Here is a 20,991-nt window from a genome sequence, read left to right on the forward strand (position 1 = left end):
GTCACAGCGGTGCTGGGTCCCGTGTCCTGGTGACGTCGTTCCAGTGCAGTGTGCGTTCGCACCAGCGCTGCAGGAGCACGTGGTCGTGACCGACGGCGAGCAGACCGGCGCCCGTGGCGGCGCGGTAGTCCTCGACGGCTGCCACCAGGGCGGCGGTGGTGGAGGCGTCCAGCATGGCGGTCATCTCGTCGCAGACCAGCCAGCGGGGCCGCAGCACGAGGGCACGGGCGAGGCAGGCGCGTTGGAGCTGGCCGTCACTGACCTCGTGGGGCCGGCGGTCCAGGAGGTCGGGTGTCAGGCCGACGGCCGGGGCCAGTTCGGCCAGCCGCCGGGGTATCTCGTCCCGGCGGTGGGTGGCGCGCAGGGGCTCGGTGATCAGCTCGGTGAGCCGCAGCCGCGGGTCGGCGGAGAGGCGGGGCTGCTGGAAGACCACGCCGACGGCGGTGCGCTGGGCGCGGGGGGCGCGGTGGCGCCAGCCGCGTACGGGGCTGCCGTCGAGCGTCACGGTACCGGTGTCGGGGCGGTGCAGCAGGGCGGCGACCCGGGCGAGGGTGGACTTGCCGCAGCCGCTGGGGCCCAGGAGGCCGACGCTCTCGCCGGGGGCGAGGGACAGCGTGGCGTGGCGCACGACGGGGGCGGCCGGGTCGTATCCGGCGGTGATGTCGCGCAGTTCAAGCACGGAGGCCCTCCGGAAGGTGCGGGTGGTGGCAGGCGACGCCGTCGGCGAGCCGGGGGAGGGCGGTGCAGGCGTCGGTCGCCCGGTCGCAGCGGGGTGCGAACGCACAGCCTCGGGGGAGGCTGCCGAGTTCTGGCGGCATGCCGGGCAGGGGAGCGAAGGCACGGTCGGGGAGGGCCTCGAGGAGACCCCGGCTGTACGGGTGGCGGGGGCCCGGCGTGCCGAAGAAGGTCCGCGCGTCGGTCAGTTCGACGATCCGGCCCGCGTACATCACCGCCACGCGGTCGGCGATGCGCCGGGCGGCGGCGAGGTCGTGGGTGATCACGAGCAGGCTCCGACGGCCGGTGTCGACGTGGCGGCGCAGTTCGTCCACGGTGGGGTCGACCAGGTCGCGGTCGAGGCCGGTCGTGGGTTCGTCGGCCAGGAGCAGCGGCGCGTCGCCGACGAGGGCGAGGGCGGTGGCGGCGCGCTGGGCGAGGCCGCCGGAGAGTCGGTGCGGGTGGCGGTCGAGGTGATCGGCGGGGAAGGCGGCGCGTGCGGCGGCTGCCTCGGCCGCCGCGCGCAGGGCGGCCCGTCCTCGCGTCCCGGTCAGGGCGGCCACGGTCTCCCGCAGGTGGGAGCAGACCGTGCGCACGGGCGTGAGGTGGGCGGCGGGGCTCTGCGGGATGAGGCCGACCAGGCGACCCCGTACCGTCCGGGCCAGTGTCCGTTCGCCGGCGGCGAGCAGGTCCAGGTCGCCGAGCCGGGCCTCGCCCGCCGTCCGGGCGTTGGCGGGCAGCAGGCCGAGCAGGGCGGAGGCGAGGACCGACTTGCCGCAGCCGCTCTCGCCGATCAGGGCGAGGCACTCGCCGGCCGCCACGTCGAAGTGCGCGTCGGTGACGGCGGCGATCCGCCGCCCGCCCGGCATCAGGAAGCGCACGGACAGCCCCCGTACCGACAGGACCGCTTCTCGGTCGGTCACAGCATCAGCTCCGATCGGCGGCGCGGGTTGATCCGTTCCCGCCAGGCACCGGCGAGGCCGGCGACGGCGAGCGTGGGGACGATGATGAGCAGGCCCGGGAAGAGGGTCGGCCACCACTGCCCGGCGAGCAGCGATCCCCGCGCTGCCTGGATGAGGTTGCCGAGACTGGCCAGGTGGGTGGGCAGGCCGAGCCCCAGGAACGACAGCGCCGACTCGTGCCACATGGCGTGCGGCACCATCAGGACGGCGGCCAGCGCGGCCTGCGGGAGGACGGCGGGCAGCAGGTGCCGTACCGTCACCCGCCACCGGGACGCGCCACCGGAGACGGCGGCGTCGATGTACGGGCGGGCGCGCAGGGACAGCACCTCGGCGCGCACGATCCGGGCGGTGGACAGCCAGTGGGTGAGCGCGACGGACACGATCACCGGCCACACCCCGGGCCGGAACATGGCCACGATGAAGATGCCCATCAGCAGGTGCGGCACGGAGGAGAACGTGTCGACGACCCGCATCAGACCGCGGTCGGCCCAGCCCCCCAGCGCACCGGCGGTCGCTCCGACGGCGGTGCCGATGACGGTGGCCGTGAGCGCCGCCGCGACCCCGACCAGCAGGGACACCCGCAGGCCGTAGACGCAGCGCAGGAGGAGGTCGCGGCCGAGGTCGTCGGTGCCGAAGGGATGCGACCGGCTCGGCGGCAGCAGTCTGGAGGACAGGTCGACGGCCTGCTGGTCGAGCCGCACCAGGGGCGGGACGAGGAGCACGGCCAGTACGGTCGCGGCCACCAGGACGACGCAGACGCGTACGCGCACCGCCCGGGTGGAGCGGCGCTCGGTGCCGTGGGACCGCCAGGCGGGTTCGGCCGTGGTCGCGGGGTCACATGTCATCGAACGTCACCCTCGGGTCGAACAGGCCGTAGAGGAGGTCGGCGAGGAGGTTGCCGGCGAGCACCGCGGCGGTGGCGAGCGTGGTGAGGGCGGCCAGCAGCGGGAAGTCCACGGCGGTGGCCGCCTGGACGGTGGCCGCCGCGATACCGGGCCAGCTGAAGACGCTCTCCACCAGCAGTGCGCCGGTGATGAGTTCGGGCACCCGGGAGCCGACCAGGGTGAGGACCGGCAGCAGGCCGGAGCGCAGGGCGTGGCCGAGCAGGACCGTGCGCTCGCTCACCCCCCGTGCGCGGGCTCCGCGTACGGGGTCCTCGACGAGGGCGTCGCCGACGCCCTGACGGACGTACAGGGTGAACCAGGGCAGTTGGGAGACGGCGAGGACTCCGGCCGGCAGCACGAGGTGACGGACCACTTGGGCGGCTGAGACCTGCTCGCTCGCGGTGTCGGTGAGGCCACCGGCCGGCAGCACGCCCAGCCGCAGGGCGAACAGCCAGACGACCAGCAGGGCCAGCCAGAAGACGGGCGCCGCCTCCAGCGAGTAGGCCAGCGACGTCACGGCCCGGTCCAACAGCGATCCCGGGCGCCGGGCAGCCAGCACGCCCAGGACCGTGCCCGCCGACACGGCCACCGCGAACGCGACCGCGCACAACAGCGTGGACCAGGCGAGCCGTTCGCCGATGACCTGGGAGACCGGCTGCCGCATCACGCTGGAGTGCCCGAGGTCGCCCGTGACCGCTGCGGTCACCCAGTGCCACCAGCGCGAGGTGAACGGCCGGTCCACGCCCAGGTTCTCCCGCAGCCGTGCCAGCGTGTCCGCGTCCGCGCCGAGGGCGGCCGTGCCGGCGTACGCCTTGACCGGGTCGAAGGGGGACGCGGCGGCGATCGCGAAGACGCCGAAGGTGACGACGAGCAGGATCGGGGCGGCGAACAGCAGCCGTCGCCCCACCAGTCGTGCCATCGCCGCCCAGGGGAGGGAGATGTTCACTTCTTCGGCCGCCAGGCCTGGAGGTTCCACCACGGCCCGGAGGAGAAGCCGTGTTCGTGCGGTTCGACCTGGGTGGCCAGGGCCTGCCAACGGTCGGCGAGGACGTACACGTGGTCGATGTGGGTGAGGAAGGTGTAGCCGGGGTCCTTCACCAGCTCGCGCTGGAGGCCGTCGTAGGCGGCCTTGCGGGTCGCCTCGTCCGAGGTGCGGCGGCCGGTGTCGAGCGCCTCGTCCACGGCCGGGTCGTCGTAACGGGCCATGTTGTTGAAGCCGTCGCCGGCGAGGGAGGAGTGCAGCAGGGTGTAGAGGCCGTAGTCGGGGTCGCCGCTGCTGCCGAAGCCGGCCAGCACCGCGTCCGTCCTCATCCGCGGCTCGATGACCTCCCAGGTGGCGCTCTCCACCTTCACCTCGATCCCGGCCTTCTTGGCGTCGGAGGCGTAGGCGAGGGCGTGGTCCTGGCGGACCTTGTCGCCGGAGGGGTAGAGCAGGGTGAACGACGCCCGCCGCCCGTCCTTGGCGCGGATGCCTCCCTCGCTGCTGCTCCGCCAGCCCGCCCGGTCCAGGATGCGCCGGGCCTCGGCGAGGTCCTGCCCGCGCTGGATGCCCCGGGCGAACCATGGGTCGTCGACGGGCAGCGGCCCGTACGCCGGACGCCCGGCGCCGTCGAGGATCTCGGCGACCATGGCCTGCCGGTCCACGGCCGCGTCCAGGGCCTGGCGGACGGCGCGGTCACCGGTGACTTCGTTCGCTTGGGGGAGGGCGACCGCGCGGAAGTCGTACGTCTTCGCGTCGTACGTCTTCCTCGACTCGTCGTTCCTGAAGGTGGCGGCGAGGCGGGGCGGCAGGACCGCGCCGTCGAGGTCGCCGGAGCGCAGCCGGGTGGCCCGCACGTCGTCGTCCTTGACGATCGCCATGGTCACCTTCTTGACCTCCGGCGCACCGCCCCAGTAGCCGGGGTTGGCCTCGAAGGTGAGCTTCTCGCCCCTGCTCCAGGAGGTGAGCAGGTAGGGGCCGGTGCCGATCGGCTCGGTGTGGAAGGAGCCGGTGTTGGGGTCCTGCTCGCCCGCGACGTGCTCGGGGACGATGGGCAGCACCGTCCGCCCGGCGAAGGGCGCGTACGGGTACTTCAGGGTGAAGACGACCTTGTCGTCGCCGTCCGCCCGTACGTCCTCGATGGCGTCCAGTTCGCTGCGGTAGGTGTTGTTGGTCTTCGCGTCGAGGACCTTGTCGTACGTGAAGACGACGTCGGCGGAGGTCAGCGGCTCGCCGTCGCTGAACTTCACGCCTTGGCGCAGGGTGTACGTGTAGGTCAGGCCGTCGGCGGCGACCTCGGGCAGCGCCTTTGCCAGGGCCGGTCTCAACTCCAGGCCGGCGTCGCGGGCGAGCAGGCCGTCGAAGATCTTCGAGTTGCCGTCCTTGCCGTAGCCGAGCAGCGGGCTGAGCGTGTCCGGCTCGGAGGCCACCCCGATCACGACGGAATCGGCCCCCGCACCGCTGCCGGTGCTGCTGCCGGGGGCCGAGCACGCTGAGACACCCGTGAGTATCGCCGCCGTGGCGGCGGCTGTCCGTATCCGTCGAACCGTCATGACGTCCCACCCTTATTGATGATCGAAAGCTGTTGCATACTATGCGCAACAAGGGTCGGGTGGGGAGGTCGGGTGGCAGTCCGCCCGGGGAGCCCCGGGGGGGCTTCGCTCGCATTAGGCGGCGGCTCGTTTCGGACCGCGGGGTCCAGCCGTTCTGGCTGGAATACCGCAGGAAAAGACCGCCCGGGGAGCGGCTGGAATAGAAGCAGATGGCCGGTACTCGAGGGTGCTGAGCGAGTGACCGGTAATTGACTGGTACACGTAAGAATTGTGCGCACATGATGGCTCCGTTCTGACCGCTCGGCCGGGCGGAAGTCCCGGCGGAAAAACGGGAGATGAGCATGTTCAAAAAGGTCATGGCGAGCGGAGCCGCGATCGCGGCAGCCGCCCTGGGCCTGGCCGTGGGATCAGCCACGACGGCCACCGCCGACACGTGCCCCTCCGGTGCGCTCTGCGCGTACCTGTCCGCGAACTATGCGGGCGACCCGGGCACGGTGTACGGCAACAACGACAACCTGCTCCAGTACACCAAGTTCAACAACGCGGTGTCGGTGTCCAACTCCGGTACCCAGTGCACGGTGACCATTTACAGCGGTCTCAGCAGGTCCGGCAGCCATATGGACATTCCCCGCGGCTACGGCAACGGCAACCTTTCCGGCACCCCGTTCTACAAGAACATCGCCTCCAACCACTGGTGTTGATGGCATGCGCGCCCGACCAGCGGTCGTGATCGCTCTGTGCCTGCTGGCGGTGGGCGGGTGCTCACCGGCACCCGCCCACCGGGGCGACGACCCGCCGCCCGCGCCGTTCGGCGGGGCGGCCGTTGCCTCCGTGGAGCAGGCGAAGTCCCTCCACCGGTCCGAGGAGCGGGCCGTCGCCGCCTGCATGCGGCAGCGGGGCTTCCCTTACCGCGAGGTTCCCGTCGGTCGCACGGTGGCGGACAACCCGTACGGACTGCTGACCGAGGAGCAGGCCGCGAGGGACGGGTACGGCCTCACCGCCGACCTCCTGGCCGGTCCGCCCCCCGATCCCAACGCGCAGCTCCTGGCCCGCTTGGATCCCGGGCGCCGCGCCGCCTGGCGCGACGCGCTGACGGGAACGGGCAAGCAGGTGCGCACGCTCAGCGCACCGAACAGCCCCGACCTGCGGATCAACACGGACGGCTGCGTGTACCTCGGACGGCGGGCGATGTACGGCAGTGAGTGGGAGCAGGCCCGACTCACCGTCACGGGGCTGACCGCGCGGGTGATCGACCGAGTCCTCGCCGACCCCGGGTTCCGCCGGGCGCAGCGGACCTGGGCCGACTGCCTGCGGGCCGACGGCGAGCCGTTCGCGACGCTGCAGGATGCGCGCGGGGCGATCCAGGACTCCGCGAACAGGGCCGGGAGCGACCGGGTCGCTCTGCAGGCCGTCGGCCGCCGTGAACTCCGGCTCGCCGAGCGGGACGCGGCCTGCCAACGCCGGAGCGACCTGGCCGGGGCCGTGCGCGCCGCCCAGAAACGTGCGGAGGCCGCCCTGCCCGCGTCCGCGCGCCGGCAGGTGGCCGAGCTGGCCGATCTGAGGAAGCGAGCACTCAGCTCCCCGCCCGGCGGCCGGCCGACGGCGACGACCGCCGCACGGACGCCTTAGGATCTGAGATTCGCTGTACCGACGGACCGCCGTCGCGGTGCTGTCTTCGATCCCGGCCTCGCTGCCGCAGCACGCGCACACCACGAACAACGACAAGCCGTCCCCGTCGAACCGCCCCTCGCCGACATCCAGCCCACAGATCCGCCAGACCGTGTCAACCCTGAGGCCCGTGGGCACAGCCTACGGACAACGCCGATCAAGCCATCGTCTGCGGCTTGTCCCATATCTCGGAGGAACCGTGTACGAGGGACCAGCGTGCTGACACCGTACGGTGAGGCGGAGACGCCCGCGAGGTGGAGCGTGGATCCCGTCGTGCGACGACCGAGGGCCACACTTACTCGCTGACGGCGGCAAACAGGACGGTCGTTCGTGTCACAGCGGACGGCGATCTCTAGTCCGCCGGGTCGAAGCGCGGCGACCGTCCGCCGCAGAAGCCGGGGCTTCTCCGGACTGCACGGTCCGCCGTGCCTCTCAGCATGCGCCGGGCCGTTCAAGGGACTTCATCGCATCGACTGGGCATCGATGGGGCACGCGTACGGTACGGCTGAGAAGGTACCCGTGCACGGCGGCCAGAGAGCACGCTACGGCATCGCCGCCGTCACCGTAGCTGTCAGACCCCGGGATAGACTTCCCCGCCCCGCCCCACCGGAGGTCATCTCAGTGTTCCCCGCACGGGTATTCGCCATTGCCCCGCTGGCTACGATGATCCTCGCCCTCTCCGGCTGCGCTTCCTGGGGCTGCACCGACACGATGGCGGAGCGCGGTGAGGCGGCTGACAGGGTGCAGGTCGTGGACACGGATGGGCAGCCTCTCGGCGTCACCGCTGCGATTGCTGACTGGAGCCTTGGGCCTCACCCGCAGGTGCCCTCCGAGGGCGACCGGGTCCATTTCCACTTCCGCTTCGAGGGCGCCGACGGGTATTCCGACCCCGCAGTGGACGCCTGCGCGGTGGATAGGGAGCGTGTGGCGTTGGGGTGTCAGACGATCTCCTCGTCACAAGCGTTCGGGCCGGCCGACGGTCCCCTGACGGGCGACGACTGGCTCGCCGTTGAGCACCCTGAGCAGGTGGCCGGAGTGTTGCTGATCCCCAATGATCAGTCGTACGACCGACGCACCTGTGAAGTGGACGTCAAGGACGGTGGCGGGATGCATCCGCCGGAACCACCCAGCGCGGGGGACCGGTTGTAGGGAGGTCAAGACGGTTGAGCGCGAGGCACGTGTCGGCCGACGCCCCGGTGCGACCTTGCACGGACGCTCCCGAAGGTTGTGGGGCTAACCCGTCCGCAGGTCAGAGTCGGCAGCTGGAACTCCTCCGCCACGGACACCCTCTTGTGCGCCTGGCGGCCGTCCTGACGGCGCCCAGTGGCGCCGGATGACGGGCTGGGTCCCGCGTGGTCGCGGGGACGCATCACTCAAGCGGCCGCCGGGGAGGAGGGGGAACGGGGGGGACCGTCCGGCCCAGTGCATCCGGGTGAATTTAGGTGGGCGTGGTTCCTCGCTGGGGTGCTACGCGGGGGTTTTGGCAGGGGATCGTGTAGCTGGCTCCTACCGTCGCGGGTGACGAACCCGCCGAGGTGCGCGGGCGTTGAGGCGAGAGTGGGCGGAAGCGGTGCCGTGGTCGATGGCCGCGTTGCAGGCCAGAGCACACCAGGCCAGAGCAGACAAGGCTTAGAGGCGGGCTGGGGGCTGCGAGCCCACCCGATATCCGGATGATCAGGCCGTCATGCTGACTAGCATTGACCCATGACTAGTCGACGTCGGCTGATACATCGCTTGTTACTGCCCCTGCACCTGGTGTTGGCGTCCACGCTCACCCTGGCGGCCTGCGACTCGACGCCCTCCAAGGCCACGGTGGCGGCGCGCGAGTCTGCCAAGTCCGCCTGCGCCTCCCTGCAGCAGCTGACCGATCAACTCGCCCGCCCCCGGCCGTCCAATCTGACCGATCCCTACTACCAGACCGCCGAGCAGTACTTGTATACGGCGATCAACCGCGCCGGCGACGCGGCTGAACAGGATCAGGGCTACCAGGAGTTCGCCGACACCCTGCATCGCGCGGCCCAGACCTGGCAGGTCACCTTCACGCTGGACAAAGCCGAGCCGCTGATCCAGCAGGCGCGGAAAGAGAAGTGCTGACGCTCTCGGCGTGGACCTGGTCGGGTGCACACCTTCTGGGTGTGCCTGTTCGTCTTCGTCCTGGCTGACCGGCCCGCTATGGGGCCGCGGTGTCCTCTCACACTGAAGCTGGACCGATTGCCAGGCAGGTTCGCCGGATTCCGTCCGCTTCACCGGCGGCGCCCAGCCGCACCCGGTGGCGCGGAGGGGCAGCTGATCCACCCCCACGTCGGGGCCGACACCCGCATGAAGCCGGCGCAGAGTCCGTTCGGTTCGCTCCCCGGCATCCAGGAGCTGCACCATCACATCGGGTCCTGGCTGGGAGAGAGTGAGGCCGCTGTTCGAGGCATTGGCGGCCTAAGAGGGCCCGGACCCGGACGGGCTCAGTTTCGTCGCCCTGGCCAAGCCGTTGCAGGATCCCGCTGCTGCCGCTCGCTCCCGAACGGCGCCCTCGGCATCCTGGACACGTCTCGTGGCGTAGGCGAGGAAGACGCTGATCTGGGAGTTTTCGGTGCGTCCAGCCGTTCTTGCGCTGCAGCGGGCCCTGTCCGTACGGGTGGGGGTGGTCAGCGTCGGCGGAACAGGCAGATGAGGCCGGTGCGTTCGCCGGTCAGCGCCTTGCTCTCTGCTGCGGCCATGTTGGTCAGCGTCCAGCCTTGGGCTTCGATGGCTTCGATCTGCTCACCGACACCGGTCATGACACCGGTGTGGCGGCTCGAGGAGTTCGCTTCGATGATCTTGAAGGTCAGTACCTGTCGGCCTTCGGTGTATGCCTGTTCGGCTGCTCTGGTCGCCTCGTTGGCCTTGGCGTTGTTGATGAAGCCCATGATCCCCCCTGGGAGCTGCTGATGAGGTGATCATTATGGCGTGTGGGGGTGAACGGACGAGCGGTGGGGCGGGGTTGTGGCTCCGGGCCTCCGACCTCTTCGCCGCGAGCGTGGTGCTCGGCTGGTCATGCACCTTCGGCGTCAAGTCGCTCCGCGGACCGGAGCAGGTACTCGGGCAGCTTCGAACTGGCCGCCAACACCTCGATGCCGATGAGGCGGCCCTGCTCGTCGAAGTCGAGGTTGATCATGCCGTCGACATCCACCGGATTGCAGGGGTACATGCGCGCGGACTTCACGCGCGCTCGCGGTTCGGTCAGGTATACGTACGCTGCGTTGACAGTCTTGTCATAGGTGACTCTGACATCTGTCATAACGAGGGGTCTTCCTTGCTGTCGCTGATGGTGGCGCTGCTTCGTCGATGCCCTCGACCGCAGCGATCTCAGGTTGCCGTGATGCGGTGCAGGGTCAGGACGACGTTGACGATGTCGGTGATGCGGGTGGTACCGCAACGGAGTTTGCGCGGGAGCCGCCAACTCTCCAGGGTGGGCGATGATGCCGTGGGTGCGCGCCTTGATGTCGTGGGCGGCACCTGACAGGGCAGGGGAGGCCCGGAGCAGGCGTCCGAACCCGAACTTCCTGGCTCCTGCGGCGTGATCGATTGGCGCCGCGTCGCGCGGGTTGGAGAAGTGCAGCAGGGCGGACTCGGCAGCGGCGTCGGTGTCGTCCTGCTCGCGGTCCTCGCCGGCTCCCTCTGCGCCGACGCCGACGATTCGACCCTCCTCATCGCGCTGGACGTCGGTCTTGCCCTTGTCGGGCGTCATCGTCAGCGTCGTAGTCGGCCCTCTGACCCCCGACCGTTCCGGTTCCGCAGGGCTGGCGCCAAGGGACGCAACCTGCCGGAGGCGCCGGCTACCGTTCGCAAGCTCGACGATCATGAGGACCGACCGCTCGTCGCCCACGCGGTCGAGACGTCACGGATCCTGCAGGGAGCGCGCGTGCCGGGCGTCGCGGGGCTGGGGCCCCTCCGGGGGGAGCGACTTTGCGGACACGGTCTAGCCGAAGACCTCCACAGCGCGGCGGACCCGCCACTCCTCCAGGGTCTCCCGCTGGCGTGCCGCGCGTCCCAGGAGGGTGTCCAGGCGGTGCGCGTCCAGGCGGGCGTCGGACTCGGCCAGCCGGCGCAGGACCTGCCAGCCGGCCGCCTTGCCCTCCACCGCCGCGCGCAGCACCTCCAGTTCCAGGACCGTGCTGAGCGGGGACCGGCGGACGAGGCGGCCGTTGGTCTTCAGCAGGCCCGCCTTCTCGGCCGCCCAGCCCGCGACGACCTTGTGGCGCCGGACGGGGACGTCCAGGTCCCGCATGATCGCCAGGAGCGCCGCCCGGTCCTCGGCGAACTCCGCGGCGACCGGCTCCAGCGCGGCGCCCAGGTCCGTTCCGCGCGCCGTGCGGGCCAGCCGGTGGACGCGCTCCACGCCGGCGGTGGCGCCCATGAGGTGGTCGTTGAGGTAGATGCCCAGCAGGTCGGGACCGCCGCCGTGCGCGCGGTCCCGGTGGGCGGTGCGGGAGGTCTGCACGTCCGTCATGGCGTGCCCCTTCGTCGTGGCGGACCGCGGGGCCGTTCCGGTCCCCGGGCTCACCGCCGGGTACCCACCGCGCGGCGCGTGGCACAGGCCGCAGGCGCCCCTACGGGCCGTTCGGGCCGTACGGGTCCTGTGCGACCGTGAGGGCTCGTCGCCTCCCGTCAGGGCGCGCCGCATCCCGTCAGGGCGCGCCGCCGTTCCCGCCCCCGTCGGCGTCCTCGACCAGGCGGACACGGGCGACGACCCGCTTGCCGGCTCCTTCGCGCCGTGCGTCGAAGGCGTCGGCGACGGCCCGTACGATCTCCAGCCCGTGCTGGCCCACCCGGCCGGGGTCGGCGTCGCGGGCCACCGGGAGCACCGGGTCGCTGTCCCACACCGCAACGTCCACCGCGTCACCGGTGACCCGCAGGTCCAGCAGGACGGGTCCGGGCGCGTACTTGTGCGCGTTGGTGACCAGCTCGCTGACCACCAGCACCGCGGTCTGCGAGGCGCGCGGGGACACCGGCACGCCGTGCTCGTCGCGCACGCGGTCGAGGAACTCGGCCGTGAGGTGCCGGGCGTGGGCGATGCGTCCGCCGCCCGGTTCGAGGGCGGCCGTCATCCGCGGCGGACCGGGTTCCGGGGCCCTGTCCCCTCCGAGCAGAACCGGCTCCATCCCCACCGCCTCGTCACCCCGTTCCCTGCCGCCGACGTCCCTGGCACGTTTCCCGTCACGTCCCGCGCACATGGCGGGGCCACTCAGGTGCATCTCCTCTACGATGCGGGCAGTCTTACGACCGGCACGTACTGGCCGGAGATTCACCGAGTGTCGTTGACGAGGAAAGTGTGGCAGACAACCACCAAGGGTCAGACGCGAACGGTCTGGCCGTCTCCCGCCGGAGCCGTGACGGCGTGCTGATCGTCGCCGCCCACGGGGAGATCGACCTCACGAGCTGCGCACCCCTGGCGCAGGCCCTGGCGGTGCCCCGGGAGGCGACGGCCCCCAGGACCGTGGTCGACCTCAGCGGCGTCACGTTCATGGACTCCACCGGCATCAACCTCCTCATCGGCGCCGACCAGGCGGCCCGCGGTGCCCAGGGCTGGCTGCGCCTGGCCGCCCCCACCGAGGCGGTCCTGCGGACCATGCAGCTCGTCGGCCTGGACAGCGTCATCCCCAGCTACCGCACGGTGAGCGAGGCGCTGGAGGCGTGACGGGTCCCGTACCGCCCGCCGATCGCGTGGAATATGCCGATCGAGGTGACTCGCGCGCGGCGAACGGGTACCCGTGACTCCCGCTGTGACCAGGCGGCGGCCACTGCCCCAGTGGCCCCGCACCCCGCGCCCGTGGGGACGAGCCGAAGGAGTCCGCACTCATGACGGACGTATCTAGCCAGGGTCCCGCCCACGGCGACGACCGCAAGGTGCTCACCAACCGGCAGGGACACCCCGTCTACGACAACCAGAACCAGCGCACCGTCGGCGCCCGGGGCCCCGCCACCCTGGAGAACTACCAGTTCCTGGAGAAGATCAGCCACTTCGACCGCGAGCGCATCCCCGAGCGGGTGGTCCACGCCCGCGGCGTCACCGCGTACGGCTACTTCGAGGCGTACGGCGCCTGGGGCGACGAGCCCATCGACCGCTACACCCGCGCCAAGCTCTTCCAGGAGCGCGGCAAGCGCACCGACCTGGCCGTCCGCTTCTCCACCGTGATCGGCGGCCGGGACTCCTCCGAGGCCGCCCGCGACCCCCGCGGCTTCGCGGTGAAGTTCTACACCGAGGACGGCAACTGGGACCTGGTCGGCAACAACCTGGGCGTCTTCTTCATCCGGGACGCGATCAAGTTCCCGGACGTCATCCACGCCCTCAAGCCCGACCCGGTGACCTTCGAGCAGCAGCCCCGGCGCATCTTCGACTTCATGTCGCAGACGCCCGAGTCGATGCACATGCTGGTCAACCTGTTCAGCCCGCGCGGCATCCCCGCCGACTACCGCCACATGCAGGGCTTCGGCGTCAACACGTACAAGTGGGTCAATCAGCAGGGCGAGACCAAGCTGGTGAAGTACCACTGGATGCCCAAGCAGGGCGTGCGCAGCATGACCGAGGAGGACGCCGCGAACGTGCAGGCCGACTCCCTCGGCCACGCCACGAAGGACCTGTACGAGGCCGTGGCGCGCGGCGACTTCCCGGAGTGGGAACTGCTCGTGCAGATGATGGACGACGGCGAGCACCCGGAGCTGGACTTCGACCCGCTGGACGACACCAAGACCTGGCCCGAGCAGGACTTCCCGCCCAAGGCCGTGGGCCGGATGGTGCTCGACCGGATGCCGGAGAACTTCTTCGCCGAGAACGAGCAGATCTCCTTCGGCACCGGCGTCCTCGTCGACGGACTGGACTTCTCCGACGACAAGATGCTGGTCGGCCGCACCTTCTCCTACAGCGACACCCAGCGCTACCGGGTCGGCCCCAACTACCTCCAGCTCCCCGTCAACCAGGCCAAGAACTCCGAGGTGCGCACCAACCAGCGCGACGGCCAGATGACCTACCACGTCGACGGCGGCGGCGAGAACCCGATCGTCAACTACGAGCCGTCGATCACCGGCGGGCTGCGTGAGGCCCAGTACCCCACGCACGACGAGCAGGGCCCGGAGATCCGGGGCCGGCTGACCCGCAAGCGGATCCCGCTGACCAACGACTACCTCCAGGCCGGCCAGCGCTACCTGCTGATGGAGGACTGGGAGCGCGACGACCTGGTCAAGAACCTCACGGCCATGCTGTCCCAGTGCGACCGGCCCGTGCAGGAGCGCATGGTCTGGCACTTCCTGCTGGTCGAGAACGACCTGGGCCGCAGGGTCGGCGACGGCCTGGGCATCGCCCCCGCCGACGTCGCCCACCTGGAGCCGCTGGCCAGCCAGGACCTCTCCGAGGACGACCGCAAGCGGCTCGCCAACCTGGGCGAGAACCCGCCGCGTGACGTGGAGGGCCTGACGATGACCCACTGCGTCCCCGACGAACGGCACGTCGTCACGCGGTGAGGTCCGCGCGCCGCGCCACCGGGCGGTTGGGCCCGCCCCTCGTGGTTACCCCGGTCCCATGGACGACACCAAGCCCCTCGCCCTGGTGACCGGGGCATCCAGCGGAATCGGGTACGAACTGGCCAGGCAGTTCGCGGAGCACGGCTACGACCTGGTGATCAACGCCGAGGACGCCCGTCTCGAGCTCGCCGCCGAGCGACTGCGCGAGACGGGCGTCGCCGTGCGTGCCGTACGGGCGGACCTGCGGGACCCCGCCGAGGTGGACCGGCTCGTCGCCGCCACCACCGGGCTGCGGCTCGACGTGGCCGCGCTGAACGCCGGGGTCGGCCAGGGCGGCGCCTTCGTGGACACCGACCTCGCCGACGACCAGTCGGTCATCGACCTGAACGTGACCGCCACGGTCCGGCTCGCCAAGCCGCTGCTGCGCGAGATGGTCGCCCGCGACGCGGGGCACCTGGTGTTCACCTCGTCGATCGCCTCCACCATGCCGGGCCCCTTCCAGCCCGTCTACAACGCCTCCAAGTCCTTCGTGCAGTCCTTCGCCGAGGCCCTGCAGAACGAGCTGAAGGACACCGGCGTCGCCGTGACGTCCTTCATGCCGGGGCCCACCGACACCGACTTCTTCCGCCGGGCCGGCATGGACGAGGACACCAAGATCGGGACCATGGAGAAGGACGACCCGGCCCAGGTGGCGCGGCAGGCGTTCGACGCCGTCATGAAGGGCCGCAAGAAGATCGTCACGGGCTCCCTGAAGACGAAGGCCCAGGGTCTGGCCGGCCGGGTCCTCCCGGACAGCGCCAAGGCGGCGATGCACCGCAAGCAGGCGGAGCCGGGGACCGGGAGCGGCGACGACGCCTGAGGACGCCTGAACCTCTGGGCTTGCTCAAGAGGGGCTTGGGGCGGGAGCCGGGGTGGGCACCCTCGGAGCAGCCGGTGCGGACGCCCGGCGCGAAGGGGGAGACGTCATGGTGCTCACGCTCGTACTGCTGGGAGCGGTCCTGGTGCTGCCGGCCGTCGTCGGGCTCATGTGGCCGGCGCGCAGGTCCTGGCGGCGGGCCTGGAAGAAGCGCGCCCGGCCCGGAGGGCCGGCGGGCGCCGGGAGCGCCCGCCGCGGCGGGCGGACCTGGCCGTCGGACGGCACGCGGGTGGCGGGCTCGGCGGGGTCGGGGGCCGACGGGGACACGGGGGCGATCCTCGCGACGTCCTGGTACGTGGCGGAGACGTCCGGGCACGGCTCGCCCTCCCACTCGTCCCACCACGGGCACCACGGGCACGACTCCTCGCACCACTCCTCGTGCGGCTCCGCCCCGTCGTCCTGCGGGAGCATCTCGTCGTGCGGCAGCGGCTCGTCGTCGTGCGGGAGCAGTTCCTCGTCCTGCGGGAGTTCGTCGTCGTGCGGCAGCAGCACCTGAGGGCGGGGGGTCAGCCCGCCGCCTGTGCCGCCAGGGTGCGGATGTGGGTGAGCTCGGCGTACAGCGCGTCACCGGGGCACTGGGTGTTGTAGCCGTCGCGGTGGCCGTGGATGGTCGGCAGGCTGATCCGGGTGCCCAGGGTCCACGCCCTGCCGAAGTAGTTGGTGCCGTCGGCGCCCGCGGTGAGGGTCGTGGTGCCGGTGGGGCTGACGGCGTACTGGCCGAGCTTCCAGGCGGCGAGGCGGGCCACCGCCGACGTCACGGCCTCGCCCGGCGCGGCCGTGGTGTAAGTCCCGAGCACCGCGATCCCGGACGTCTCGGTGTTGAAGCCGTACGCGTGGGCGCCGAGCACCGGCCTGTCGACACCGCCCTTGCGGCCCTCGTAGAGGGTGCCGCACTTGTCGACCAGGAAGTTGTAGCCGATGTCCCGCCAGCCCAACTGCTGCACGTGGTAGGCGTAGATGCCCCGTACGACGGCGGGTGCCTCGGCGCAGGAGTAGGCGTTGCTGCCGGCGGTGTGGTGCACCACGACGGCCTTGACCTTGCCGCCCGGGAGGTACTGCGGCGCCGCCGGGCTGATCGACTCGTCCGCGCCCCATCCGGCCCGTGAGGTGATGGCCGGCCGCCCGGCGCCCAGCGTCCCCGTGCCGCCCCCGGCGGGCTGCGCCGGGCTGCCGGCGGCCGGGGTGACCGGCGTGTCCCGGCCGGGGTCGATCAGGTCCAGCCGCAGTCCGGCGGGCAGTGCGGCCGTCGGGCCGGAGCCGGCCGCGATGCGGACCTCGGCGCCGTCGGACGGCCCGGCCCACACCGCCGACGTACCGCCGCGGCGGGCCGAGGCGTCCCCGGGGCCGTCGTCCGCGTCGAGCGGCGACCAGCCCGACCACTGGCCCGAGACGGCGCTGCGGGTACGGAACTCGGCCGTGCCGGTGAGCCGGGCCCGCGGGTCGTCCCAGGTCACGCCGAGCAGGCTGAAGGGCCGTGTCTCGGAGAGGCTCACGGAGGCGTCGCGCTCACCGGGGGCCACGGGCACCGCGCGCGTCTGGCTGTGCGCGGCGACGGGGCGGGGGCCGTCGGACGGCACCGTCGGCCCGGGCGCTCCGTGCAGGGCGAACACCCCGGTGACGGCCGCGGCGGCCATCTGTACCCACTTCACGTATGGACTCTCCCGTCGAGGAACGCCGTGGCGCCGGGCGGCAGGTACGGCTGCTGCTTGACGATCGTCGGATCATCGGCCCGGGTCGGCAGGGGGAGGCCCCGCCGCGTGCCTCGAAGGGGGGAGCGGGGCTCGGCCGGACGGAGCACCGGAGCCGGTGCGCGGGCCGCTCCCGGCGGACGGAGGCCGGTACTGCCACCGGTGCGCGGGGCCGGGCGGGGAGGCCGGTGGTGCGACCGGTGCGGCGGGCCGGACCGGGCGTACGGAGACCGGTCGTGCACCGCGGTCGTCCGCCGGGCAGGGTGCTGATCGGCCAACTCCTCGTCCCGAGTCGGCCGATGTGCGCCGTTCGAGCGGGACCGGCGCCGCGACAAAGGCACCATGGGCGGAGATTCCCGCCCGAGAGGTGATTCCGCGCATGAGCATCGTCGATCTCGCCGCGCTCGGTGAGTCCTTCACCCGCGACCCGTTCCCCGTCTACGCCCGCTTACGGGCCCGCGGCCCCGTGCACCGGATCCGGATGCCCGAGGGAGGCACCGAGGCCTGGCTCGTCGTGGGCCACGAGGCCGGACGCGCGGCGCTCACCGACCCGCGGCTGTCCAAGGACTGGGACTCGGCGTCCCCGCGCCTGGGACTGGGCGCGGTCTCGGCGGGCCGGCACATGCTCCGGGCCGACCCGCCGGACCACACGCGCCTGCGCAAGGCCGTCGCGCGCGAGTTCACCCCGCGCCGCGTCGACGACCTCGCCCCGCGCGTCCAGAAGACCACCGACCTGCTCCTGGACCGCATGCTCGCCGCGCCCGACGGGCGGGCCGACCTCGTGGAGGCGCTGGCCTTCCCGCTGCCCATCACCGTGATCTGCGACCTCCTCGGGGTGCCCGACCTGGACCGGGCACCGTTCCGCGCCTGGTCGAACGACGCGCTCAGCGCCACCGACCGTGAGGTGCGCAGGACCGCCGCCGAGGCGATGGCCCAGTACATGCGGGAGCTGGTGGAGGAGAAGGGCCGCCACCCGGGCGAGGACCTGATGAGCGCCCTGATCAAGGGCTCGCGCGATGACCCGGACGGCCTGTCGGAGGACGAACTGGTCGGCATGGCCTGGCTGTTGCTGGTGGCCGGGCACGAGACCACGGTCAACCTCATCGCCAACGGTGTCCTGGCCCTGCTCACCCACCCCGACCAACTCGCCGCGCTGCGCGCCGACCTGGACCTGACCGAGCGGGCCGTCGAGGAGATGCTGCGCTACGAAGGGCCCCTGGAGACCCCCACCTACCGCTTCACCACCGAACCCGTCACCATCGGCGGGACCGAGATCCCCGGCGGGGGCGAACTCGTCCTGGTCGCGCTGGCCGACGCCAACCGGGACACGACGCGCTTCGCCGCGCCCGACCGCTTCGACATCTCCCGCGACGCCCGCGGCCACCTGGCCTTCGGGCACGGCATCCACTACTGCCTGGGAGCGCCCCTCGCCCGGCTGGAAGCCCGCATCGTCGTCAGGACCCTGCTCGAACGCTGTCCCGACCTCGCCCTGGACGTCCACCCGGCCGCGCTGACCTGGCGGCAGGGGCTGATGATCCGCGGCCCGCAGAGCCTGCCCGTACGGTTCGCCGCGTAGCCGGGCGTAGCCGGAGGCCGCGCGGGGCGCCGCAGGCCGGTCACGCCGTCAGGCGGCCGCCGTGTACGCGGTCGCCACGGCGGTGTCGGCGCGCGCGTGGATCACCAGACGGATGCCGCACGCCTCGGCGTTCGTCTCCAGCAGACGCCGCACGGGTGCGCTGGCCGCGGCCACGGAGAGGAGGATGCCCAGCCGGCAGCACAGGCGCTGCACGCGCAGGACGACGCCGACGGTCGCGCTCAGCGCGCTCTGCCCGTCGAGGACGATGACGACGGCGGACGGCCTGCACCCCTGGACCAGGTCGCTGATGCGCGTGTAGAGCGTGCCCCGGCCGTCGGCGTCCACGTCGTCGTGCACGGTGAGAACGAGGACGTCCCGGTCGAGTGAGTGGGACAGCATCGCGGCCTCCGATCAGATGTGCGGTCACCCGCCTGGACGACGGGTACCCGGCCCGGTATGCGTCATACGTCCTCGGGATCGTCCGCGCCCGGTGCGTACGGCTGTTCGCGGGGGCGCGGAAGGGTGAGGGGCACGGGCGTCTTTCGGTCATGCCATATGCCGTGCGCACTGTCACGCCGGGCGGGTCAGCAGGGGGAACCCTGTCGCCCACGGCCCTGTGCGGTGGCTGGGAAACGCCGTAGCGGCACAGACTGCGGTGTCGGACCTGTGCTCGTCGTCCTCGGCGGGGTACTCCGCGGACGCGCGAGTTCCACCACCCCCCCCAGGAGGCACCGCCCATGACCTTCAATCCCCTCGAGCAGCGGGGCATCCCGCTGGACCGCCAGCTCCGCAGCTGGCGGGAGCTGAACGTCCCGCCGATCGACCCGGACCGCTGTGACCCGTACACCCGATGTCGCATCATCACGATGAACGGCATCGAGGTCGAAGCCATCATGTTCAGCCACCAGCTCGCCCGGAACACCGTGGACCCCGAGGTCAAGCGGCAGCTCGCCCGGACCCGGTACATCGAGGCCCAGCAGCAGAAGGTCGTCAACTGGCTGCTGCCGGGCGTCTCCTCGGTCCTGGAGACCACCATCGCCTACGAGCAGGTCGCGGTGGACCTGACCGGCTGGGTGGCCCGGATGGAGCCGGACCCCTACCTCAAACAGGCGTACGAGTTCGGCGTGCTGGAGGACTTCGACCACCTGTACCGGTACGCCAACCTCTACGAGATGATCGAGCACCGCAAGGCGGAGTCGATCGTCGACAACCTCACCGAGGTCATGCCGGGCCGGCCGACCCGGTTCCACCACCGCGACCCCGTCGACAACGTGCGCGACCCGTACGACAAGGACACGACCAACCCGCTGTCCAAGCTGCACGCGCTGACCATCATGTCGGCCGAGCAGCAGACCATGAACTTCTACATGAACGTCGGCCCGCAGTACATGGAGCCGATCGCCCGCCAGCTCTACCAGGAGATCGGGCTCATCGAGGAGGAACACGTCACCCACTACGAGTCCCTGGTGGACCCGGGGGAGACGTGGTGGGAGCAGCTCGTCAACCACGAGTACAACGAGTGCTACCTGTACTACTCCTTCATGGAGCAGGAGAGCGACCCGAAGGTGAAGGCCATCTGGGAGCTGCACCTGAACATGGAGCTGGAGCACCTGCACATCGCCTGCGACCTGATGCGCCGTCACGACGGGCGCGAGCCGCAGGAGGTCCTGGCGCCGGAGCTGCCGAACGTGCTCACCTTCGAGCCCAACAAGCAGTACCTGCGGCACTTGCTGGACACCCAGATGGACCTGACCACGCTGGGCGCCGGCTACGTCCGCGAGGCCCACGAGCGGTTCGAGAAGATGCAGGAGCAGATCCACGGCGGCGAGGAACCGCCCAGCGACCGGGTCATGGCCGAGCACGACGAGATGTTCGGCCGCGAGTACCGCGTGCAGTCCGAGGGCGAGCACCCCGACCCCGCGATGCGCGAGAAGTGAGGCCGCCGACCATGTCCGAACTCCACACCCCCCAGGCCGGCGACGACCACGCCCCGGATCTCGACGTCGTGGGCCTGCTGATGCGCCAGCACGGCGACATCCGCAACCTCTTCGACGAGGTCGAGCAGAGCAAGGGCGACGAGCGCCGCGACGCCTTCCACCGCCTGGTGCGGCTGCTCGCCGTGCACGAGACCGCCGAGGAGGAGGTCGTCCACCCCTTCGCCCGGCGCGCGTTCGAGGGCGGGGAGCAGGTCGTCGAGGACCGCCTCGCCGAGGAGCGGGCGGCCAAGGAGACCCTCTCCGCGCTGGACGACCTGGACACCGACGACCCGGAGTTCCTGCCGAAGCTGCGGGCGCTGCGCACGGACGTGCAGGAGCACGCCCGGGCGGAGGAGCGCTACGAGTTCACGCACATCCGGCGCAGCACCGACGTCACCAACCTCGCCACCATGGCCAAGGCGGTGAAGGCCGCCGAGGCCATGGCCCCCACCCGGCCCCACCCCGGAGTCGAGTCCGCCGCCGCCAACGTGGCCCTCGGCCCCGTCGCCGCCCTCATGGACCGCACCAAGGACGCCGTCCGCAAGGCCATGAAGAACGGCTGAGGCCGCCCGCGCGCGGGTCCG

22 protein-coding genes and 1 pseudogene are annotated in these 20,991 nt (G+C 71.6%); 10 read left to right on the forward strand and 13 right to left on the reverse strand.

What is annotated here, in order from left to right:
- Position 1: 1 nt before the first annotated feature.
- The 5 genes from E4U92_RS15860 to E4U92_RS15880 are packed head-to-tail and all read right to left on the reverse strand — an operon-like array spanning position 2 to position 5,092.
- Complete coding sequence (locus E4U92_RS15860) at positions 2-679, reverse strand: ABC transporter ATP-binding protein (RefSeq protein WP_137301008.1); 678 nt, start codon at positions 677-679, stop codon at positions 2-4.
- Positions 672-1,637, reverse strand: coding sequence for an ABC transporter ATP-binding protein (locus E4U92_RS15865; RefSeq protein ID WP_137301009.1), 966 nt, complete (start codon positions 1,635-1,637; stop codon positions 672-674). Before E4U92_RS15865 ends, E4U92_RS15860 begins: the two co-directional genes overlap by 8 nt.
- The gene (locus tag E4U92_RS15870) at positions 1,634-2,521 is read right to left on the reverse strand and encodes an ABC transporter permease (protein ID WP_137301010.1); all 888 of its coding nucleotides are present in this window, start codon (positions 2,519-2,521) and stop codon (positions 1,634-1,636) included. Before E4U92_RS15870 ends, E4U92_RS15865 begins: the two co-directional genes overlap by 4 nt.
- The gene (locus E4U92_RS15875) at positions 2,511-3,479 is read right to left on the reverse strand and encodes an ABC transporter permease (protein ID WP_137301141.1); all 969 of its coding nucleotides are present in this window, start codon (positions 3,477-3,479) and stop codon (positions 2,511-2,513) included. The genes E4U92_RS15870 and E4U92_RS15875 overlap by 11 nt, the downstream gene beginning before the upstream one ends.
- A 23-nt stretch (positions 3,480-3,502) precedes the next feature.
- Complete coding sequence (locus tag E4U92_RS15880) at positions 3,503-5,092, reverse strand: ABC transporter substrate-binding protein (RefSeq protein ID WP_137301011.1); 1,590 nt, start codon at positions 5,090-5,092, stop codon at positions 3,503-3,505.
- Positions 5,093-5,427: 335 nt separating this feature from the next.
- Between E4U92_RS15880 and E4U92_RS15885 the strand changes: the two genes are divergently transcribed.
- The 4 genes from E4U92_RS15885 to E4U92_RS15900 all read left to right on the forward strand — a co-directional run bounded on the left by E4U92_RS15885 (position 5,428) and on the right by E4U92_RS15900 (position 8,854).
- Positions 5,428-5,793 carry a peptidase inhibitor family I36 protein gene (locus E4U92_RS15885; RefSeq protein WP_229862083.1) on the forward strand — a complete coding sequence of 122 codons (366 nt, stop codon included), beginning with the start codon at positions 5,428-5,430 and terminating at the stop codon, positions 5,791-5,793.
- Positions 5,794-5,797: 4 nt separating this feature from the next.
- Complete coding sequence (locus tag E4U92_RS15890) at positions 5,798-6,721, forward strand: hypothetical protein (RefSeq protein WP_137301012.1); 924 nt, start codon at positions 5,798-5,800, stop codon at positions 6,719-6,721.
- A 702-nt stretch (positions 6,722-7,423) separates the two neighbouring features.
- The gene (locus E4U92_RS15895) at positions 7,424-7,909 is read left to right on the forward strand and encodes a hypothetical protein (protein WP_137301013.1); all 486 of its coding nucleotides are present in this window, start codon (positions 7,424-7,426) and stop codon (positions 7,907-7,909) included.
- A gap of 555 nt (positions 7,910-8,464) precedes the next feature.
- Positions 8,465-8,854: a hypothetical protein gene (locus tag E4U92_RS15900; protein ID WP_137301014.1), complete on the forward strand. Its 390-nt coding sequence runs from the start codon at positions 8,465-8,467 to the stop codon at positions 8,852-8,854.
- 545 nt (positions 8,855-9,399) lie between these two features.
- On the opposite strand, the gene E4U92_RS15905 is transcribed toward E4U92_RS15900, so the two are convergent.
- The 5 genes and pseudogenes from E4U92_RS15905 to E4U92_RS15930 all read right to left on the reverse strand — a co-directional run bounded on the left by E4U92_RS15905 (position 9,400) and on the right by E4U92_RS15930 (position 11,841).
- A complete protein-coding gene (locus E4U92_RS15905) occupies positions 9,400-9,660 on the reverse strand; it encodes a hypothetical protein (RefSeq protein WP_137301015.1) in 261 nt (86 codons plus the stop codon).
- Positions 9,661-9,785: 125 nt separating this feature from the next.
- Positions 9,786-10,031 (reverse strand): DUF2283 domain-containing protein, encoded by a 246-nt coding sequence (locus E4U92_RS15910; protein WP_137301016.1) that lies wholly within the window; start codon positions 10,029-10,031, stop codon positions 9,786-9,788.
- Between the two features lie 68 nt (positions 10,032-10,099).
- A pseudogene (locus E4U92_RS15915) lies at positions 10,100-10,286 on the reverse strand (IS5/IS1182 family transposase); the annotation flags it as partial.
- A 426-nt stretch (positions 10,287-10,712) separates the two neighbouring features.
- Positions 10,713-11,243, reverse strand: a complete 531-nt coding sequence (locus E4U92_RS15925) for a hypothetical protein (protein WP_137301017.1) — start codon at positions 11,241-11,243, stop codon at positions 10,713-10,715.
- A gap of 178 nt (positions 11,244-11,421) precedes the next feature.
- Positions 11,422-11,841 (reverse strand): ATP-binding protein, encoded by a 420-nt coding sequence (locus E4U92_RS15930; protein WP_229862086.1) that lies wholly within the window; start codon positions 11,839-11,841, stop codon positions 11,422-11,424.
- Positions 11,842-12,065: 224 nt separating this feature from the next.
- Between E4U92_RS15930 and E4U92_RS15935 the strand changes: the two genes are divergently transcribed.
- The 3 genes from E4U92_RS15935 (at position 12,066) to E4U92_RS15945 (ending at position 15,110) form a co-directional block, all read left to right on the forward strand.
- A complete protein-coding gene (locus E4U92_RS15935; RefSeq protein ID WP_229862088.1) occupies positions 12,066-12,431 on the forward strand; it encodes an STAS domain-containing protein in 366 nt (121 codons plus the stop codon).
- Between the two features lie 161 nt (positions 12,432-12,592).
- Positions 12,593-14,251, forward strand: coding sequence for a catalase (locus tag E4U92_RS15940; protein ID WP_137301019.1), 1,659 nt, complete (start codon positions 12,593-12,595; stop codon positions 14,249-14,251).
- A gap of 58 nt (positions 14,252-14,309) precedes the next feature.
- The gene (locus E4U92_RS15945; protein ID WP_137301020.1) at positions 14,310-15,110 is read left to right on the forward strand and encodes an SDR family NAD(P)-dependent oxidoreductase; all 801 of its coding nucleotides are present in this window, start codon (positions 14,310-14,312) and stop codon (positions 15,108-15,110) included.
- 24 nt (positions 15,111-15,134) lie between these two features.
- On the opposite strand, the gene E4U92_RS36255 is transcribed toward E4U92_RS15945, so the two are convergent.
- Positions 15,135-15,659, reverse strand: a complete 525-nt coding sequence (locus tag E4U92_RS36255; protein WP_174863875.1) for a hypothetical protein — start codon at positions 15,657-15,659, stop codon at positions 15,135-15,137.
- A 14-nt stretch (positions 15,660-15,673) separates the two neighbouring features.
- The gene (locus E4U92_RS15955) at positions 15,674-16,816 is read right to left on the reverse strand and encodes a peptidoglycan recognition protein family protein (RefSeq protein ID WP_229862090.1); all 1,143 of its coding nucleotides are present in this window, start codon (positions 16,814-16,816) and stop codon (positions 15,674-15,676) included.
- A 418-nt stretch (positions 16,817-17,234) separates the two neighbouring features.
- On the opposite strand from E4U92_RS15955, the gene E4U92_RS15960 reads away from it, so the two are divergent.
- Positions 17,235-18,431, forward strand: a complete 1,197-nt coding sequence (locus tag E4U92_RS15960) for a cytochrome P450 family protein (protein WP_137301022.1) — start codon at positions 17,235-17,237, stop codon at positions 18,429-18,431.
- Positions 18,432-18,479: 48 nt separating this feature from the next.
- Here the strand turns inward: E4U92_RS15960 and E4U92_RS15965 are convergent, their stop codons facing one another.
- Positions 18,480-18,830 (reverse strand): STAS domain-containing protein, encoded by a 351-nt coding sequence (locus E4U92_RS15965; protein WP_137301023.1) that lies wholly within the window; start codon positions 18,828-18,830, stop codon positions 18,480-18,482.
- A 338-nt stretch (positions 18,831-19,168) separates the two neighbouring features.
- Here E4U92_RS15965 and E4U92_RS15970 point away from each other — a divergent pair, with 338 nt between their 5' ends.
- The gene (locus E4U92_RS15970) at positions 19,169-20,368 is read left to right on the forward strand and encodes a hypothetical protein (RefSeq protein WP_137301024.1); all 1,200 of its coding nucleotides are present in this window, start codon (positions 19,169-19,171) and stop codon (positions 20,366-20,368) included.
- 11 nt (positions 20,369-20,379) lie between these two features.
- Positions 20,380-20,970 (forward strand): hemerythrin domain-containing protein, encoded by a 591-nt coding sequence (locus E4U92_RS15975; RefSeq protein WP_137301025.1) that lies wholly within the window; start codon positions 20,380-20,382, stop codon positions 20,968-20,970.
- Positions 20,971-20,991 lie beyond the last annotated feature (21 nt).

Source organism: Streptomyces galbus (genome assembly GCF_005280195.1).
In the GTDB taxonomy this organism is placed as follows: domain Bacteria; phylum Actinomycetota; class Actinomycetes; order Streptomycetales; family Streptomycetaceae; genus Streptomyces; species Streptomyces galbus.